Origin of the sequence: Flavobacterium aquiphilum, from assembly GCF_027111335.1 — a bacterium.
Lineage (GTDB): Bacteria > Bacteroidota > Bacteroidia > Flavobacteriales > Flavobacteriaceae > Flavobacterium > Flavobacterium aquiphilum.
On the sequence record NZ_CP114288.1, the window covers coordinates 1050712 to 1067647 of the forward strand.

General features: G+C 33.8%; 8 protein-coding genes. 4 read left to right on the forward strand and 4 right to left on the reverse strand.

Annotated features, from left to right (window positions below; translation table 11 throughout):
* Window positions 1–22: 22 nt before the first annotated feature.
* From cdd to porU, 3 genes are all read right to left on the reverse strand, one after another.
* The gene (gene cdd, locus OZP12_RS04370; protein WP_281227832.1) at window positions 23–505 is read right to left on the reverse strand and encodes a cytidine deaminase; all 483 of its coding nucleotides are present in this window, start codon (window positions 503–505) and stop codon (window positions 23–25) included.
* A 105-nt stretch (window positions 506–610) separates the two neighbouring features.
* Complete coding sequence (porV, locus tag OZP12_RS04375; RefSeq protein ID WP_281227833.1) at window positions 611–1774, reverse strand: type IX secretion system outer membrane channel protein PorV; 1164 nt, start codon at window positions 1772–1774, stop codon at window positions 611–613.
* Window positions 1775–1815: 41 nt separating this feature from the next.
* On the reverse strand, window positions 1816–5643 hold the full coding sequence (porU, locus tag OZP12_RS04380; protein WP_281227834.1) for a type IX secretion system sortase PorU: 3828 nt from the start codon (window positions 5641–5643) through the stop codon (window positions 1816–1818).
* Between the two features lie 218 nt (window positions 5644–5861).
* Between porU and gldJ the strand changes: the two genes are divergently transcribed.
* Both gldJ and OZP12_RS04390 read left to right on the forward strand, forming a co-directional pair.
* Window positions 5862–7559, forward strand: a complete 1698-nt coding sequence (gene gldJ / locus OZP12_RS04385) for a gliding motility lipoprotein GldJ (RefSeq protein ID WP_281227835.1) — start codon at window positions 5862–5864, stop codon at window positions 7557–7559.
* 67 nt (window positions 7560–7626) lie between these two features.
* A complete protein-coding gene (locus OZP12_RS04390; RefSeq protein ID WP_281227836.1) occupies window positions 7627–8913 on the forward strand; it encodes a UDP-N-acetylmuramoyl-tripeptide--D-alanyl-D-alanine ligase in 1287 nt (428 codons plus the stop codon).
* 36 nt (window positions 8914–8949) lie between these two features.
* Here OZP12_RS04390 and OZP12_RS04395 read toward each other — a convergent pair whose 3' ends face one another.
* Window positions 8950–11853 carry a triple tyrosine motif-containing protein gene (locus tag OZP12_RS04395; protein ID WP_281227837.1) on the reverse strand — a complete coding sequence of 968 codons (2904 nt, stop codon included), beginning with the start codon at window positions 11851–11853 and terminating at the stop codon, window positions 8950–8952.
* Window positions 11854–12212: 359 nt separating this feature from the next.
* Between OZP12_RS04395 and OZP12_RS04400 the strand changes: the two genes are divergently transcribed.
* On the forward strand, window positions 12213–15323 hold the full coding sequence (locus OZP12_RS04400) for a SusC/RagA family TonB-linked outer membrane protein (protein ID WP_281227838.1): 3111 nt from the start codon (window positions 12213–12215) through the stop codon (window positions 15321–15323).
* A 101-nt stretch (window positions 15324–15424) separates the two neighbouring features.
* The gene (locus OZP12_RS04405) at window positions 15425–16933 is read left to right on the forward strand and encodes a RagB/SusD family nutrient uptake outer membrane protein (protein ID WP_281227839.1); all 1509 of its coding nucleotides are present in this window, start codon (window positions 15425–15427) and stop codon (window positions 16931–16933) included.
* Window positions 16934–16936 lie beyond the last annotated feature (3 nt).

A 16936-nucleotide genomic window follows, 5' to 3' on the forward strand; every position in this document is an offset into this window, starting at 1 on the left:
AAAGCTAAATTTTAGTCTTTTTTTAAAGTAAATTTTTTTCAAACATAAAAGGGAGCAGATTTTTTAGGGATGTCGAGTAATGAATCGGACCTGTTTCTCCCATATAATATATTTCAATGGGGGTTTCTTGTCGAACTTCATATTCTGCGATGGATTGTCTGCATGCTCCGCATGGAGGAACAGGAGTGGTTGTTTTATTGTTGTCAGAAGCGGCGGTTATAGCTACTTTTTGTATAATTGCTTCCGGATAGAGGCTTCCTGCCTGAAAAATAGCAACCCGTTCCGCACAAAGACCAGAGGGGTAAGCAGCATTTTCTTGATTGGAGCCAATAACAATTTCGCCATTGTCCAAAAGAATTGCAGCTCCTACTCTAAATTTGGAATAGGGGGCGTATGCTTTTTCTCTGGCCTCGATTGCTTTTGACATTAAGTTTTGTTCAACTAAAGGGAGTTCTTGAATGGTTTCAAAAACGGTAATTTTCGAAGCGATTGTAATTTCTTTCATTAGTTGAATCTTTTAATATAGGGGAAATGTACTTAAATAAAAGCAAAAAATCCAATTTCAAAGTAAATGAAGTTTGGATTTTTGCTTTTGTACGGAATATGAAGTTTAATAGTTTTCGTATTTATTTCCAAAATTAAACGTCAAAGAGAAGCGTAATGTGTTCTCCAAAGGATTTTGGACTTTCGAAGCTGAAAATAAGTAGGAAACATCAATTTTTAGAGAAGTGTATTTAAAGCCTGCTCCAAGGGAGAAAAACTCTCTTGCTCCTTTGTCCGGGCTTTCATAGAAATATCCTGCACGAAACGAAAAGGAATCTTGATAAACGTATTCCGATCCCAGGGAATAGGTTACTTCTTTTAATTCTTCACTAAAACCGCCAGGTGCATCTGTAAATGAGTGAAGCATTCCTGAGAACCAACCTATAGATCGGTAATTGTCGCTATTTTGTCGTTCTTCTTCTGAAGTGATTGTTCCATCTCCATTTAAATCTGAACTTTGTGGGGTTGGAACCATTAATTTACTTAATTCTAAATTGACTGCAATTTTATTGTATTCGTCCAAAATAAAATCAAAACCTCCTCCCAATCTCATGTTAGCTGGTAAAAAGTTGTTATTTAGATCATCATTGTCATAACTCATTTTTGGCCCCATATTCTGTAAATTAAATCCAGCTCTCCATCTTCCGTTGAAATCTCTGTATGCAATTTCTTCTGATTGGAAAAATCCGGCTACATCCACTGCAAAGCTGCTTGATGAAGATGAGTCATTATTTTCAGTAGCTACTTTTAGATTTGAATTTATGAATCTACCTGCTACGGCCATAGAAAATTTTTCACTTAGCTTTAGAGAGTAAGAAAGATCAAAAGCAAATTCATTTGGAGATACTATTAGTGCTGGGCTGTCAAAATCTTGTCGTAATTCTATATCTCCTAAACCAAAATAACGAAAACTACCAGCAAAAGAGCTTTTGTCGCTATATCTATTATAGTATGTTATTTGGGCTAATGAAATATCATTTACTAAATCAGTTAAATAAGGAGTGTAACTTACAGCAAATCCTTGTTGGTCAGTAGCAAATGTGTATTTTGAAGGGTTCCATTGTTGTGAAAAAGCATCTGTTGATGTTGCTACACCATTGTCCCCCATACCAGCTGATCGGGCATCTGCCGCTACTAAAAGAAAGGGAACGGCAGTAGTGATTATGCTTTCCTGTGCCTGAATAAAATTAAGTGAGAGCAAAAATGCAATAAGTAAAGTTGTTCTTTTCATTATTTTAAGAAAAAATTAATCGGTATAAAGATACTATATTATTAAAGAATCACAAGCTTTTCGTATTTTTCAGCCTTTCTATTAGTAAGGGTCGCTTTTACTGTTAATTTGTAGACATAGACTCCTTTACCAATTCTATTTCCAAAATCATCCCGAGTGTCCCATGTTATTTCTCGTGATAAAAAACCTTGGGTTGTAATGGTTTGATTTTTTGTCCAAACCACTTTTCCCGTTATCGTCATAACCTGAACTTGAACATCTAATGGTTCATTTGGTTTGTTATGTGTAAACCAAAATTCTGTGTAATTTACACAAGGATTAGGATAGTTCAAAACATTTGTTAGAGAAATTGATTCGTCTCCAACTACCAAAAATTGAATTTCAGATGTTGTCGCATTGTTATAAACGTCCCAAACTGTAAAAGTAAGGGTGTGCACTCCGGCTTTTAAATTTCGGAAAGGAAAATGTAGGCTTCCTTTTGTGAAATTATCCAATTCAGTTTGATAATAATCATTCAAAATAAATGGATTGGCGACTTCACCATCTAACACAGCTACAATATCATGACCGATTCCACCAGCTGTGTTGATACCGCTTTCATCTTCCATATAAGCAATTAGGATTGAGGAACTATTGCTTATACCTCCTGAAACAAAAGTTTCATCATTCATATATAACTTCACTTTTGGACTATTATTGTCCGCAACTGCATTTTCGTTAACGCCTCCTATTTTAATTGTGGTATCATAACCAGTAAAATCTTCTAGAGATTCGTTTTTTTTGGCGTAAAAGCTCAGTTTTCCATTGTCTAACGGAATTCGAATGTCTTTTGGTACGATAAAATTATATTCAAATTGCCCATTTGTAATAGAAGCGTTTCCTCTAAAAATAGCTTCGCCTAAAGTTGTGAAATTCATGGCGGGGCTATAACCATCGTTATTTAAAGTGCTTTTGGTTATTTTTTTATCAAATAAAACAGATGATAGAACCCCGTTGAAATTGGTTAGTGGTTGGTTGTTCTCATCGATGATTTCTCCTGAAATTTTCATTTTTGCCAATGATTTAAAATCGGGAATTGATTGGGTAATAGGAATGTCATTTACTTTGGTTAATACGACTTTTGGTTTAGGGATCGCAAGGAATATTGCAGGATCTCCAAGATAGAGAATTACGTTTGTCGCACTGTTCGGGTTTTCGTTTTTGGAAATTCTTAAAGCTTCGGCCATTGATACATATTGGTTGGAACCATACGATAATAGATTTTTTGCAAAAGTGTCATTAAAGTTTTCGGCGCTAAACTGTCCAATTGAACGAATTGTAGATACCAATGAAATAGCTCCGCCTTTTGGGTTCCAATAGATGTACTCTCCGGCTGTAGGTCTTGTGGGATTATCGAAACGGGAAAAATCACATGTAATTGTAATAAATAGAGGGTATTTGTACTGATTGACCAAACTTTGGCTATCAGCTTTATCCCAAATTCTTTCGCTTGCAAGGCCGTCTTCTCCACCGTGACCTAAATAGTTGAATACTAATGCTCCTTTTTCAAATTCGTTGTAAAATTCGGATTTTGCTTTAGGATATCTTTCTCCGCCGGCTGAAGCTTCTTGTGTATAAGAGTCTAAAAATATTTTAGAAACATTTAGAAAGGGTTTTTGGGCTGTGATTTCATCGGCAAGAGTGTTTTGTCTTGATTGTAAAGAAGTATCCGATGATTTATCTGAGTCGTCAGAAAGCGAAATGTAGTTAGTTCTCCAGTTTCCGTAAGCTTTTTTATCGTGATATTCGATGATTTTATTGATCATTTCTTCGGCTTGCATATTGTTGTTGACTAGCATTCTACCAACGGCAATGTCTGCTCCGCCGTAATTTGTGGTGATGTTTCCTTCGGAATCATCCATTAGGCAATAAAAGTCATCTGAAGCAAATGATGCTTCGCCAATAGTATTGCTGATTAATGATTCATATATAGGTACAATGTTGGTATTGTTGGTTGTTCTTTTTTTATAGTCAAATGAGGCATCGCCGAATAGATTGACATATTGTACTTGCTTGTCTATTGAAGAAGCGTTATTGTAAATGTATTTAATACAGTTTCTAATAGCAGCAATGTCTTGTTTTCCTGAAGAAAATTCCTGATAGATCGATTCGAGAGTAATTACTTTTACATTTAAGTTGCTATTTGTTTTATGGAAATTAGCAAGTTTTTCTGCTTGGGATCTTAAGGTTTCAGGAGTGATAATTATATAATCAATATCTTGAAATTGACCTTGTGTGTTTCTAAAAATAGTTCCTTTTATATTAGTGTTGGCAATTTTTGATTTGGTTTCTTTTAATGGTAAGTAATAGTCGTTTGAATCAATAGCTATATATTTTTTAAGCTCTCCGAGATTAGCCTTCAAAGTAAATGAGCTTTGGTTGTTGTTGTCTTTTTTAGATACATTGTAAATATCGGTAATGTCCCAGATTTGGGAAATACCAGTAGCGTTTGAAAAATTATAGGATATTATTCCTAGACTTGAATTCGAAAGATCATATTGAAAATGAAATTGTTTCCCGAATCCCTGCAATTTACTTTTTGCTTTTAATTGTATGTAATCCAGAAATCCTTTGGAGCCGGGAACTCCATTGTTATTGTAAGATAATTTGATTTTTATGTTTGAAGATCCTGTGAAAGTGGTGTTGCCAGGAAGAGAAGCATTGAAATATTGAATGTCTGAACTGGTGTTTAATGCAGAAAATGAAACATTGCCTACTTCAAGTCCGTTGGCTAAAACCTTAAATGAAGTTGGGGTATAAGCTGCAGATGCTAATAGTGTATTTAATTTAACGGGGGCTGAAGTGTCAATGTTTGGGAAATCGAATGCGAATTCTTGGTCTTGATTAATATCGAATGATTCGCCAACCCATTGCCGTCCAACTTGAGCAATATTTGTTAGATCGACTTCATGAAATTGATAATCGTCAAATGTTGAGATGTTTAATGTGCTTGCAGATGTTGGCTCTGTTATATTTTGAATTCTTTTTCCATTGTCTTGACCTATAGTTATATAATAATAGGATTTTGAATCGTATAAATTAAGGTTGGTTTGACTTTCGTCATTCCAATTATATATACCTTCTCCATAAAACAATATATAATCATTATCATTGAAAACTCCGTCACTTTCACCTTGAATTTGAATTGCATTTTCGGTTAAATCTGACGGATAAAAAGTGTTATTAGTCAGAGGTAACATTTTGCCGCCATTACCATAAATCTTAATTTTTTTTGGGTCAATTCCATTTAAATTAATTCCTAAATCTTGTAAAAAGTTTTTCGAAATTTTATAAACACCGGACTTTTCGATGTAAAAACGATACCAATCCCCTGATGCTAAAACAGAATTTGTGATACTTGCTTTGTTTTTATTTGAAATAATTTTTTTTGAGGACCCAATATTTATGCTGTATGAAAAGGATTTTATTCTTTTGTAACCGGAAACTTCTTTGATTATGGGAGATATTCGAAGGAAATTTTGAATAATATTCCTTGATCTTATAGAGTATAATGTCGATTTTATGTTGGAAGGGATAGCTGAAATGTTCAAATTTCCAAGATCAGGTGTTGTCATGGTTTCATAAACAACATTGGAAATTTGAATGTTTTTTTCGTCTAAATCCGAGGTGTTTTTTAGGTTTAAATTGTAATAAAGAGATTGGTGATAGCTATCGTAAAAATAACTATCCCCTTTGAAAAGAGGAGTTTGGGATTTTGTGTTTTGGTTTGTGGAATTGTTTGTAATCCAATCAATTGTTATGTCTCCTTTTATTTGGGCAAAAGTTAAAATCGGGAATAAAAGAATAAAACGAAACACAAGGTTTTTCATCAGAATTGGCACTAAAATACGTTGTTAAAGAATGTTAAAATTAAATAAAAAAATATTAAATTCGTTTTTCTTGTTTTGTATAATAAAAAATTTATTTTTGCGTTTTTATTACATCAGTTGTTAAAACATTACAAATTAAAATTGAAATGGGTTTTGCGATTTAATGTTTAATTATTACATTGCGCTACCTAAATTTTAATAATCACCTACTAGAAACTATGAAAGTAAACAAAACTATCCCCCTAAAGATAATGCTAACCCTCGCATTGGTATTAGGATTAGCTAGTTGTAGCAAAAAATCTAAATCCGAAAGTACTTCGAGAGGTACTGGTTGGAATGTAAACAGTTCTAAAGGCGGTTTTACAAAAGGAATTGCCCATAAGAATCAAGAAACCGGACCAGGACTTGTTTTTATAGAAGGAGGAACTTTTACGAGAGGATTGGTTCAGGACGATGTAATGCATGATTGGAATAACGTTCCAAATCAACAACACGTTATGTCTTTCTATATGGATGAAACGGAAGTTACGAACTTAATGTATCTTGAATACCTTGAATGGTTGAAAAAGGTTTATCCACCAACAGAAGAAAACTATAAAAACATTTACGAAGGAGCTTCTCCTGATACACTTGTTTGGAGAAATAGATTAGGTTATAACGAAACAATGACCAATAACTATTTAAGACATCCTGCTTATGCCAACTATCCTGTTGTAGGGGTAAACTGGGTGCAGGCTGTAGAATTCAGTAAGTGGAGAACTGATCGTGTGAATGAAGCTGTTTTGGAAAAAAATGGGTATTTAAAGAGAAATGCCAAAACTGTTGATGTTTCCGCTGAAAATAATTTCAATAGCGAAACTTATTTGGCTGCTCCTACATTGACATACGGAGGAAACGAAGAGATCCTTTTAAAAGGAAGAGGGCATTCTAAAAGACCTGGAAAACCAGATAAAAATGGTAATGTAGCAGAAGAGAAAAATGTATATGCACAAAGATCTTCAGGAATTTTATTGCCAGAATACAGACTTCCTACAGAATCAGAGTGGGAATATGCTGCAGCAGCGGATGTTGGACAAAGAGAATATAATATCTACAAAGGACAAAAGAAATATCCTTGGTCTGGAAGCTATACTCGTTCTGGAAAAAGATCAAATAAAGGTTTCCAATTGGCTAACTTCAAACAAGGTAATGGAGATTACGGAGGAATAGCAGGTTGGTCAGATGATGGTGCGGATATTACAAATGCTGTAAAAAGCTATCCTGCAAATGACTTTGGATTATACGATATGGCAGGTAACGTAGCTGAATGGGTTGCTGATGTTTACAGACCTATCGTTGATGTAGAAACTAATGATTTTAACTATTTCAGAGGAAACGTTTATACTAAAAATAAAATCGGTAAAGACGGTAAAATTGAAGTTATCACTAATAAAAATGTTGCTTATGATACATTAAGCAATGGTAAATTGGTTCCGATTGCTTTGCCAGGTGAAATTGCTCAAGTTCCAGTTGATGATAATGAAACTTATTTGAGACAAAACTTTAGTACAAGTAATAATATTAACTACAGAGATGGTGATAAGCAATCTAGTAAATATTATAAGTTTGCTACAGGTGATGCTGATAAAGGAACTTCGGACAAAGAAATCATGTATAATGCTCCAAAACACAATGTAAAAATTGATAGTTTAGGACATTTGGATAGAAAATATGATAAGTCAAGTAAAAGAACAACTTTGATCAACGACGCAGTTCGTGTATACAAAGGAGGTTCTTGGAGAGATAGAGCTTACTGGTTGGATCCTGCGCAAAGAAGATTCTTCCCTCAAGATATGGCTACAGATTACATCGGATTTAGATGTGCTATGTCTAGAGTAGGTTCTAAATCAAACACAAGAAAATCACCAAGAAATTAATTTTTTTATAATACTATACAATAAAAGCCCTTTCATTAGGGCTTTTATTTTTTAAACTATTTTTTATATGGATATTCAATACATTCATAGTTTGTTTTTGAAATGCAATTCGGTTTCAATTGACACACGCAAAATTGAGAAAAATTCATTTTTTGTAGCGATAAAGGGGGACAACTTTGATGCCAATACTTTTGCCAAAGAAGCACTTGAAAAGGGGGCTTCTTTTGTGGTAATAGACAATAAAAAGTATTTTATTGATGAAAGAACTGTTTTGGTTGAAAACAGTTTGGTTGCTTTGCAAGAATTGGCAAAATATCATAGAAATTATTTGAAATTACCAATAATAGCTCTTACAGGAAGTAATGGTAAAACAACTACCAAAGAATTGATTAACGTAGTGCTTTCTAAAAAATTTAAAACCAAGGCGACTATTGGGAATTTAAATAATCACATTGGAGTTCCTTTGACATTATTGTCCTTTAATGATCAGACTGAAATGGGTATTGTGGAAATGGGCGCCAATCATCAAAAGGAAATTGAATTTTTATGTGGCATCGCACAGCCGGATTACGGATATATCACCAATTTTGGAAAAGCACACCTTGAGGGGTTTGGAGGTGTTGAAGGTGTAATTAAGGGGAAAAGTGAAATGTATCAGTATCTTTCAAATAATGATAAACTAGCTTTTGTTAATCTTGAAGATCCGATTCAAGTTGATAAAACTAAAGTGATGAAGCAATATTCTTTTGGTGTTAATAAAGATATGGCTGACGTGAATATTACTCGAATAGAGGCCAATCCTTTTGTTTCTGTCGCTTACTTGCAAAATGTAGTTATAACTCATTTAATAGGTTTGTATAATGCAAATAATGTTAATGCGGCAATTGCGATAGGAACTTATTTTGGAGTAGCTGAAAACGATATTAAAAATGCATTGGAAGGATATATTCCAGAAAATAATAGATCACAATTAATGTCTAAAGGGACAAATGAAATTATTTTGGACGCTTATAATGCCAATCCGAGTAGTATGAAGGTCGCGATCGAGAATTTTATTCTTTTAGATAAAAAAAATAAAATTGTTTTCTTGGGCGATATGTTTGAGTTAGGCGAGGAGAGTTTGTTAGAGCATAAGGGGGTTGTTGATCTACTTTTAAATCAAAATGATATTGATTGTTATTTTGTTGGAAAGGACTTTTATCAGAATAAAGTAAATCAACCTAATTTTTCTTTCTTTGAAAATTTTGATGCTTTTTCAGATTCTATTAAAAATAAAAAGTTTGACAATAATATGATACTTATCAAAGGTTCGAGAGGAATGGCTTTGGAACGAACATTAGAATTTATAAAATAATAGAGAACTCCTTCAGGTAATCCCGAAGGAGTTTTTTTATTTGATACTCATCAAATAGCCAATTAAATTTTCTTTTTGGTTTAATTCCAGTTTTTTTCTTAATCGATATCTGGCCAGTTCTACTCCGCCGGTTGATATATTCATATATTCGGCAATTTCTTTGGTTGACATGTTCATCAATAAGTAAGTGGATAAATCCATCTCTCTAGGGGAAATTGTTGGATGTTTTTCTTTTAATTTTTTGAGGAAATCAAAATGCACGTTTTTGAGGTGTTTTTCCAAATCCTTCCAGCTTTTGTCGGTATTCACTTCTTTGGTAATACTTCTGTTTAATTTGGTGAATTGAGCTTTGGTTGCTTCATCAAATGAACTTGTATTTATGTCTTTTAATTTTTGAATGATTCCATTTAGGATTTTGTTTTTCTTTACTACTTGTAAGGTATTGTTTACTAGTTCTTTGTCTTTTGATAGGATTTTTATTTGAAGTTTTTCATTTTCTAGTTTTTCGATTTCTTTTTCCAATTCATATTGCTCCTGTCTGATTTTGGTTTCTTTTTCAAGATATAATCTACGTTGTTCCAGTGTTTCAAAATGTTTATTTTTTCTAATTTTCATCCTGATTGTGAAGCGGATGTAATAAACGCAGGCAATAGCCATCATTAAATAGAATAAATAAGCTAAAGAATGTCTATACCAAGGTGGGTAAACCCTGAAAGAAATTGAGTTTTCGTCTGATTCAATTCCGGAACTGTTTCTTACCCGTACTTTCATTTTGTAATTACCTTCCTTTAGGTTGGTATATTCTTTTATGGCGCTATTGGACCAAGCACTCCAATTTTCATCAAAACCTTCCAGCTGATAAGAAAATTCAAGATTTTCAAGATTTTCGTAAGAAGGCGATGAAAATGTAAATTTTACTTGATTAGACGAATATGGTAATTTATATTCTTCGTTTTTTTCTTGACCATTTCCAAGATTTATGGTGTCACCCGGAAAGGAAAAACTTCTTATGAATGCTTTTGGTTTTGCGGCTGTTTTGTTTTCAATAGTAGAGTCGTAATGGGCTAGTCCGTCTGTTAATCCTATAAAAGTATTTTTGGAATCGATGGTGTTTATCGACATATAATTTGTCACAAGGTTGCCTGTTAAGTTTGATAAAGGAGCTATTACAGGTTTGTATTTGTTGCCAATTTTCATCATGGCACCCATTGATTCATTGAATATATACCAAAGATTTCCATTAGCATCTTCTGTTAGTTCTTTTATTTCAGGAAGAGACTTGAATAGACTGCTAATAGTTTGGTCTTTTATAAAAGTGTTTTGTGCTGTAGAGTAGGTATAAAATATATTGTTTGATTGAAAATAGACTTTGTTGTTTATTTTTTGAAGGCTTTCAATGCCAGGGTTTTGTTCAGAAAATCGAGTAAAAGCTTTTATGGAACTTGTGTTTTTTAGATCTTTGCTGAGACTTATTTGGTATATATATTGATCTTTTTTTAACCACAAATACTCGTCGTCAATTTCAAATGCATTGGACGATTTATTAAAGCCTTTTATTTTATTTCTGAATTTCATTCCTAAAGCTGTCTTTTCGAATACAGAGAATCCATCATAATTTGCACCTATAACGAAGGAAGGATTGTTTGGGATTGATTTGAACTTAAAATATCCATTAGGGTCTAAATTTTTAATCATTTTACCATCTTGGATGATCAATGCTCCTTTGTTACTGGCGCATATTAGCTCTCCATTTATTAATTGTACATTCCAGGCTTGGGCGGTAGTCCCTTCAACAAGTTTGAAAGAACCTTCTTTGAAATCAGTACTCCATGGATGATAAAAAACTCCCTGATTTGTGGCAACATATAAATTTCCCTTGTGTATAACTGAGGAATATACGGTTCCAAGGTTATAGCTAAAACCAAAATAGGTAAGTAGTGAATTTTCGTTTACATATGTTATACCGTTATCCAATCCAAGCCAAAGGTTGTTGCTGCTGTCAATAAAAGAACTAAGGACAGTATTGTTTTGGAGTCCTTTATTGCGATTGATGTGTTGTATAATATTTCCGGAAAGATTGCAAACGATAATTCCGTCAAGTACTGAATTGATTACGATATATTTATTCTTGTAAAGGACACATCCAAGAGAACCATTTCTTTTGATAAATGTATTGGCTTCGGTGTTCCATGGAGTCACCTTATTATTGGACAGTGTGAATAATCCACGATCTAAAGTCGTTGCCAATAATTCATTTTTATGCAAATCGATAATTCCCCAAATTTCGGCATTGTTAAATGCGTTTGATCCTTTAAGGTAAGTGAGTTTTCCGTTACGATATTCCATGATTCCGGAAAAAATATCCTGAATGTATAATCTGGAATTAGACATAAATGAGAATTGAAATCTTTTGGGTGCATTTATGACTTTAATTTTGTTGTTCTTATAAATAAAAATTCCATCAAAAGATTGAAAAATAACTTCGTCTTTAAAAAGATGGATTTTCCAGATGAAGTCTATTCTGTTAAGCGTCTTTTTATTTAGTGAATCGGATAAGGAAAAGTATTCTAGTTTTCCATTTGAATTGGCTTTGAAATAACCAAACTCATTATAACAGCCTACAAATATTCTTCCCGATGGATCTACTTTTAGACATTTAATTGCATCAGATTTCTTTGCCTTGTATTTTTTCCAGGTTGAACCGTCAAACTGTAATAGACCATCATTGTTTCCGAAATAAATATTTCCATTTTTATCTTGATCTATATCCCAGTTTTGGGTTCCTCCTTTATATTCTATTCTATTGAAGTTTTTAATATGGGGCAAACCTATTTTTTTTACCTGTCCAAAAGAATTATATGAAAAAGTGATCATTATAAATAGTGAAAAAAAACTATTCAACTTCATAGATTGGTATTTATTGTATTTTATTGATTGCATATAATTAGTGTAATTTTAAATACCTAAAATTTTTTAATTATTGTTAAAAATGAGAATGTTTTATTTGGATAAGATACCACTACAAAGCTGTACTTTAGTGGTTTTTAAGCTATTTTAAGCTAAAGTATCTAATTTATCCCAATTGTAGTGGTTTTTTATCCATTAATATTTTTTTAAGTAATTATTTTTTGATTTTATATAATTGATAATCAAATATTTAATTTTTTTTTGATGTGTTTTTGTAATATGTCAATTATACATTTGATGTGTTTTTGTAGTATTTTAAAATTATCAATGTAAAAATTTTAGCCTTAGTATTGCATTAAATAACTAATTAATTAACCAAAATAATCAGAAAAATGAAATTATTAAAAACGTTTATTTTTTGTATTTCGTTGGTCTTATTCTCATCTTATGGATACGGTCAGGAAGTATCTATTAGTGGAAAAGTGATTGATGAAAACGGAGCCCCTATTCCGGGGGCAACTATTGTTCTAAAGGGGACAAAAACATCGGAAGCTTCAGACTTCGATGGTAAGTTCCAAATAAAGGCGCCGAAAGATGGAGTTTTGACAATCAGTTTTATTGGATATAAAACGATTCAAGAGTCAATAAATGGGCGAACACAATTACAAGTAAAAATGTTTTCTACTTCACAAGACTTAAATGAGGTTGTTGTTGTAGGGTATGGAACCCAAAAGAAAAGTGTAGTAACCGGAGCGATTTCAAGTGTAAAAGCAAAAGATATCGAAAAAGTTCCAAATGGCCGTATTGAGCAAGTTCTTCAAGGAAGGGTTTCTGGGGTTACAATTGCTGCAAGTTCAGGACAGCCTGGTTCAGCATCGACTATCCGTATTAGAGGTATAACTACTTTTGGTGACGGTGGAAATAACCCACTTTGGGTTGTAGACGGTGTTGTTGTAGATGCAGGAGGAATTGGTTTCTTAAATCAATCAGACATCGAATCTATGGAGGTTCTTAAAGATGCAGCTTCTGCAGCAATTTATGGAACTCGTGCAGCAACGGGTGTAATTTTGGTTACAACCAAAAAAGGGAAATCCGGAAAAATCACTGTTAACTATAACGGATTTGCAGGAGTTTCATCTCCAGAAAAAACTTTGGATTTGTTGAATGCAACGCAATATGGTACGTTATTAAACGAAAAATCAACTGCCGCTGGTGGAGCTGTATTGTTTCCAAATCTTTCTGCTTTAGGGAAAGGTACCGATTGGCAAAAAGAAATTTTTAACACTAACGCTTTCCGTTATTCACATGAATTGAGCATTAGTGGAGGAAGTGATGTTTCTAATTTTTATGCTTCTTTTGGACTTCAAAATCAAGAGGGAATTGTTTTGTCTGAGATTTCAAACTATGATAAAAAGAATTTCCGTTTGAACTCGACTCACCACATATCTAAAGTTTTCACTTTTGGCCAAACTTTAGGTTTCACAAGACAAAAATCAACAGGTATTGGTAACACAAATAGTGAGTTTGGAGGGCCATTGAGTTCTGCAATTAACTTGGATCCAATTACTCCTGTTATCGTGACAGATCCTGTTATAGCTAATTCTGCGCCATACAGCACGAATCCTGTAATTCGTGATGCTTATGGAAATCCTTATGGAATTTCACAATTGGTTGGCCAAGAGATGACAAATCCTTTAGCTTATGTTAAGACAAGACTTGGTGGATACAACTGGTCAGATGATTTAGTTGGTAATGCTTATATAGAAGCAAATGTTTCCAAACATTTTAAATTAAGATCAACACTTGGAGGTAAAGTTGCTTATTGGGGTTATACAGGATTTACACCTGTTTACTATTTGAGTGCTACAGTAAACGTACTTAAAAATAATTATTCGCAAAGCGAAAACAGCACTTTTGCATGGAATGTTGAAAATACAGCTACATATACAAATTCTATCGGAGACCATAACTTTACTGTATTGCTAGGACAAGGTGCTTATGTTGACAATATTGGTGGTGGATCTGGAGCTACAATGTATGGTTTGCCTATTACAGATTATCGTGATGCTTCTTTTAACTTTGATATACCGCAGTCAGACAGAAGTAGTTCTACTTATGACATGACTCAGCATAAATTAAGCTCTTTATTTGCCCGTGTAAATTACGACTTTAAAGAAAGATACTTGTTTACAGGTATTATCCGTCGTGATGGATCTTCTCGTTTTGGAGGAAATAACAAATTTGGGGTATTCCCATCATTCAATTTAGGATGGGTAGTTTCTAAAGAAGATTTTTGGGGAGAAAATGATGTGATTAATACCTTGAAAATTAGAGGTGGTTATGGTGTAGTTGGTAATGATGCAATACCAGATTTCAGATACCTTTCTTTAGTGCAAGGAGGTTACAATTACTCTTTCGGAAATACTGGTGCAATTACTACAGGTTATGCAAACCTTACTTTGGATAATCCTGATTTGAGATGGGAAGAAACTTCTCAAGCTAATATTGGATTTGAATCAAGATTGTTTCATGACTTAAGTCTTACTGTTGATGTTTACAAGAAAGCAACTAACGGAATTTTACGTCCGATTAATATCCCTGGTTATGTAGGGGTAACAGATAATCCAACTGGAAACGTTGCCGATATGGAAAACAGGGGTATAGAGGTTGAGTTAGGATATGGAAAACAATTCGGAGATTTTAATTTTTCTGCTAATGCAAACTTTGCTTACTTAGAAAATGAAGTGACCTATGTAGCTTCTGATACAAATTATATTGTTGGTGACGCTTCTTTCCAATCTATGGGTGCTGTTACAAGAACACAAGTTGGTCAATCTTACAACTCATTTTATGGTTTCAAAACTGCAGGAATTTTTCAAAATGAGGCTGAAATTGCTGCATATAAAAATGCATCGGGTGGTTTAATCCAACCAAATGCTCGTCCTGGGGATTTCCGCTGGGTAGATACTGATGGTAATGGTTCTATTACAGATAATGATAAACAATTCTTGGGGAGCAACATACCAAAATACACTTTTGGATTGACTTTGAATTTATCGTATAAAAACTTTGATTTCATGGCATTTACTCAAGGAGCAGCCGGAAATAAAATTTTCCAAGGATTGCGCAGATTGGATGTTGGAAATGCAAACTACCAAACTGAGGCTATGAGCCGTTGGACAGGAGAAGGAACATCAAATGATTATCCAAGACTTACCAACAATGATACTAATGGAAACTTTGGTAAAATGTCTGATTTCTACTTGGAAAAAGGGGATTACTTACGTTTAAAATTAGTTCAATTTGGTTATTCTTTGCCAACAAATGTTGTTTCACAAATAGGGGCTAGTAAAGTACGTTTTTACTTAACTGGAGAGAACTTGTTTACACTTACTAAATATACAGGATATGATCCTGAAATTGGTGGAGGTGTGTTTGGAATAGATAAAGGAATTTATCCTCAGGCAAGAACATTCATGTTTGGAGCTAATCTACAATTTTAATAAAGTTAAGAATTATGAAATCGTCATTAACAACGAGTTTGCATAGCTAACAGTCGTATAAAAGACGATAACATGAACTCTAATAAATAAATTTTGCATATATGAAAACGATAAAATATAAATACTTTTTTATTGCGATGGCAATGCTTTCTGTTGGATCCTGCTCTAATGAATTTGTGGATGTAGAACCAAAAGGATCATTCCTTTCCGATAATTATTATTCAAACCAAGAACAAGCTACCGCTGCACTTGTTGGGGTTTACGATCCTATTAGAAAAAACTCAGGTGGTTTTGAAAATATGATGGCTATGATGAATGCCGGTTCCGATGATTTCTATGCTGGTGGTGGTGGATCTACCGATGGAGAAGGAATTCAAAATTTCTCAACTCACTCTCTTTCTTCGACTAGTATTCCAGGAAGTTTTTGGAACGATCATTACCAAGGGATTTTTAGAGCCAATACTTTACTTTCAAAATTACCGGATGTTCAAATGAGCGATGCTTTAAAAACTAGATTTGCTGGTGAAATCAAAGCTTTGCGTGCCATTTACTATTTCAATTTAGTTCGTATGTTTAAAAACATCCCATTACTATTGTCACCTCTGACAACAGGTAATATGTATGATGTAGAACAAGTAGCTCCAGCAGCAGTTTACGCTCAAATCGAAAAAGATTTAAATGAAGCAATTCCAGCTTTGCCTACTTCTGTTCCTGCAGATACTGAATCTGGGCGTCTTACAAAAGGTGGTGCTCAGGCAATGCTTGGAAAAGTATATTTGTTTGAAGGCAAAAAAGCTGAAGCTGCAGCTGTATTGGCTCAAGTAAATGGTACTCCTGGTGCTGCTAATCAATATGGGAATAAATTGTTGACAAAATTCAGTGATTTATGGGTTGTTTCTAATAAATTCAATACAGAGTCGCTTATCGAAGTATCTCACACAAGCGCTGGAAATTCTGATTGGGGATTCTGGGGTTCAGGTAGAGACGAAGGAAACTCATTGAATATAATGGTTGGACCTAGAAGTTACTCAAAACCTGCAGGGTCACCAGCTCCAGATCTACCATCAGGTTGGAGTTTTAATGTGCTTACTCAAGATTTATACGATGCAATTAAGACAGATCCAAGATTTGCTGCAACCGTATTGGACCTTAAAGCGATGAAAGCTGCAGGTGAGTGCGATTATATCGGTGGATACCAAGACACTGGTTATTTCTTGAACAAATTTGTTCCTCGTAAAACAGATGTTCGTACTGGAGGAGGAGCAGCAGAATTAAATTACAAGCAAAATAGTTATATCATTAGACTAGCCGATACTTATTTGATGGAAGCCGAAGCATTAGGTTCGGGAGCAAGAGCACAAGCTTTGTTAGATGCAGTAAGAGCAAGAGTTGGCTTGCCTTCAGTTCCAGTTACTCTTGATGCAATCAAAAATGAAAGAAGAATGGAGCTTGCTGGTGAAGGACTACGATTTTTTGATTTAGTTAGATGGGGTGATGCAGCTACTAAATTGGCAAACAGAGGTTTTAATGCTGGAGTTGATGAAATTTTCCCGATTCCAACTAGAGAACTTCAAGGAACCAAATTGAAACAAAATCCTGGTTACAATTAATTA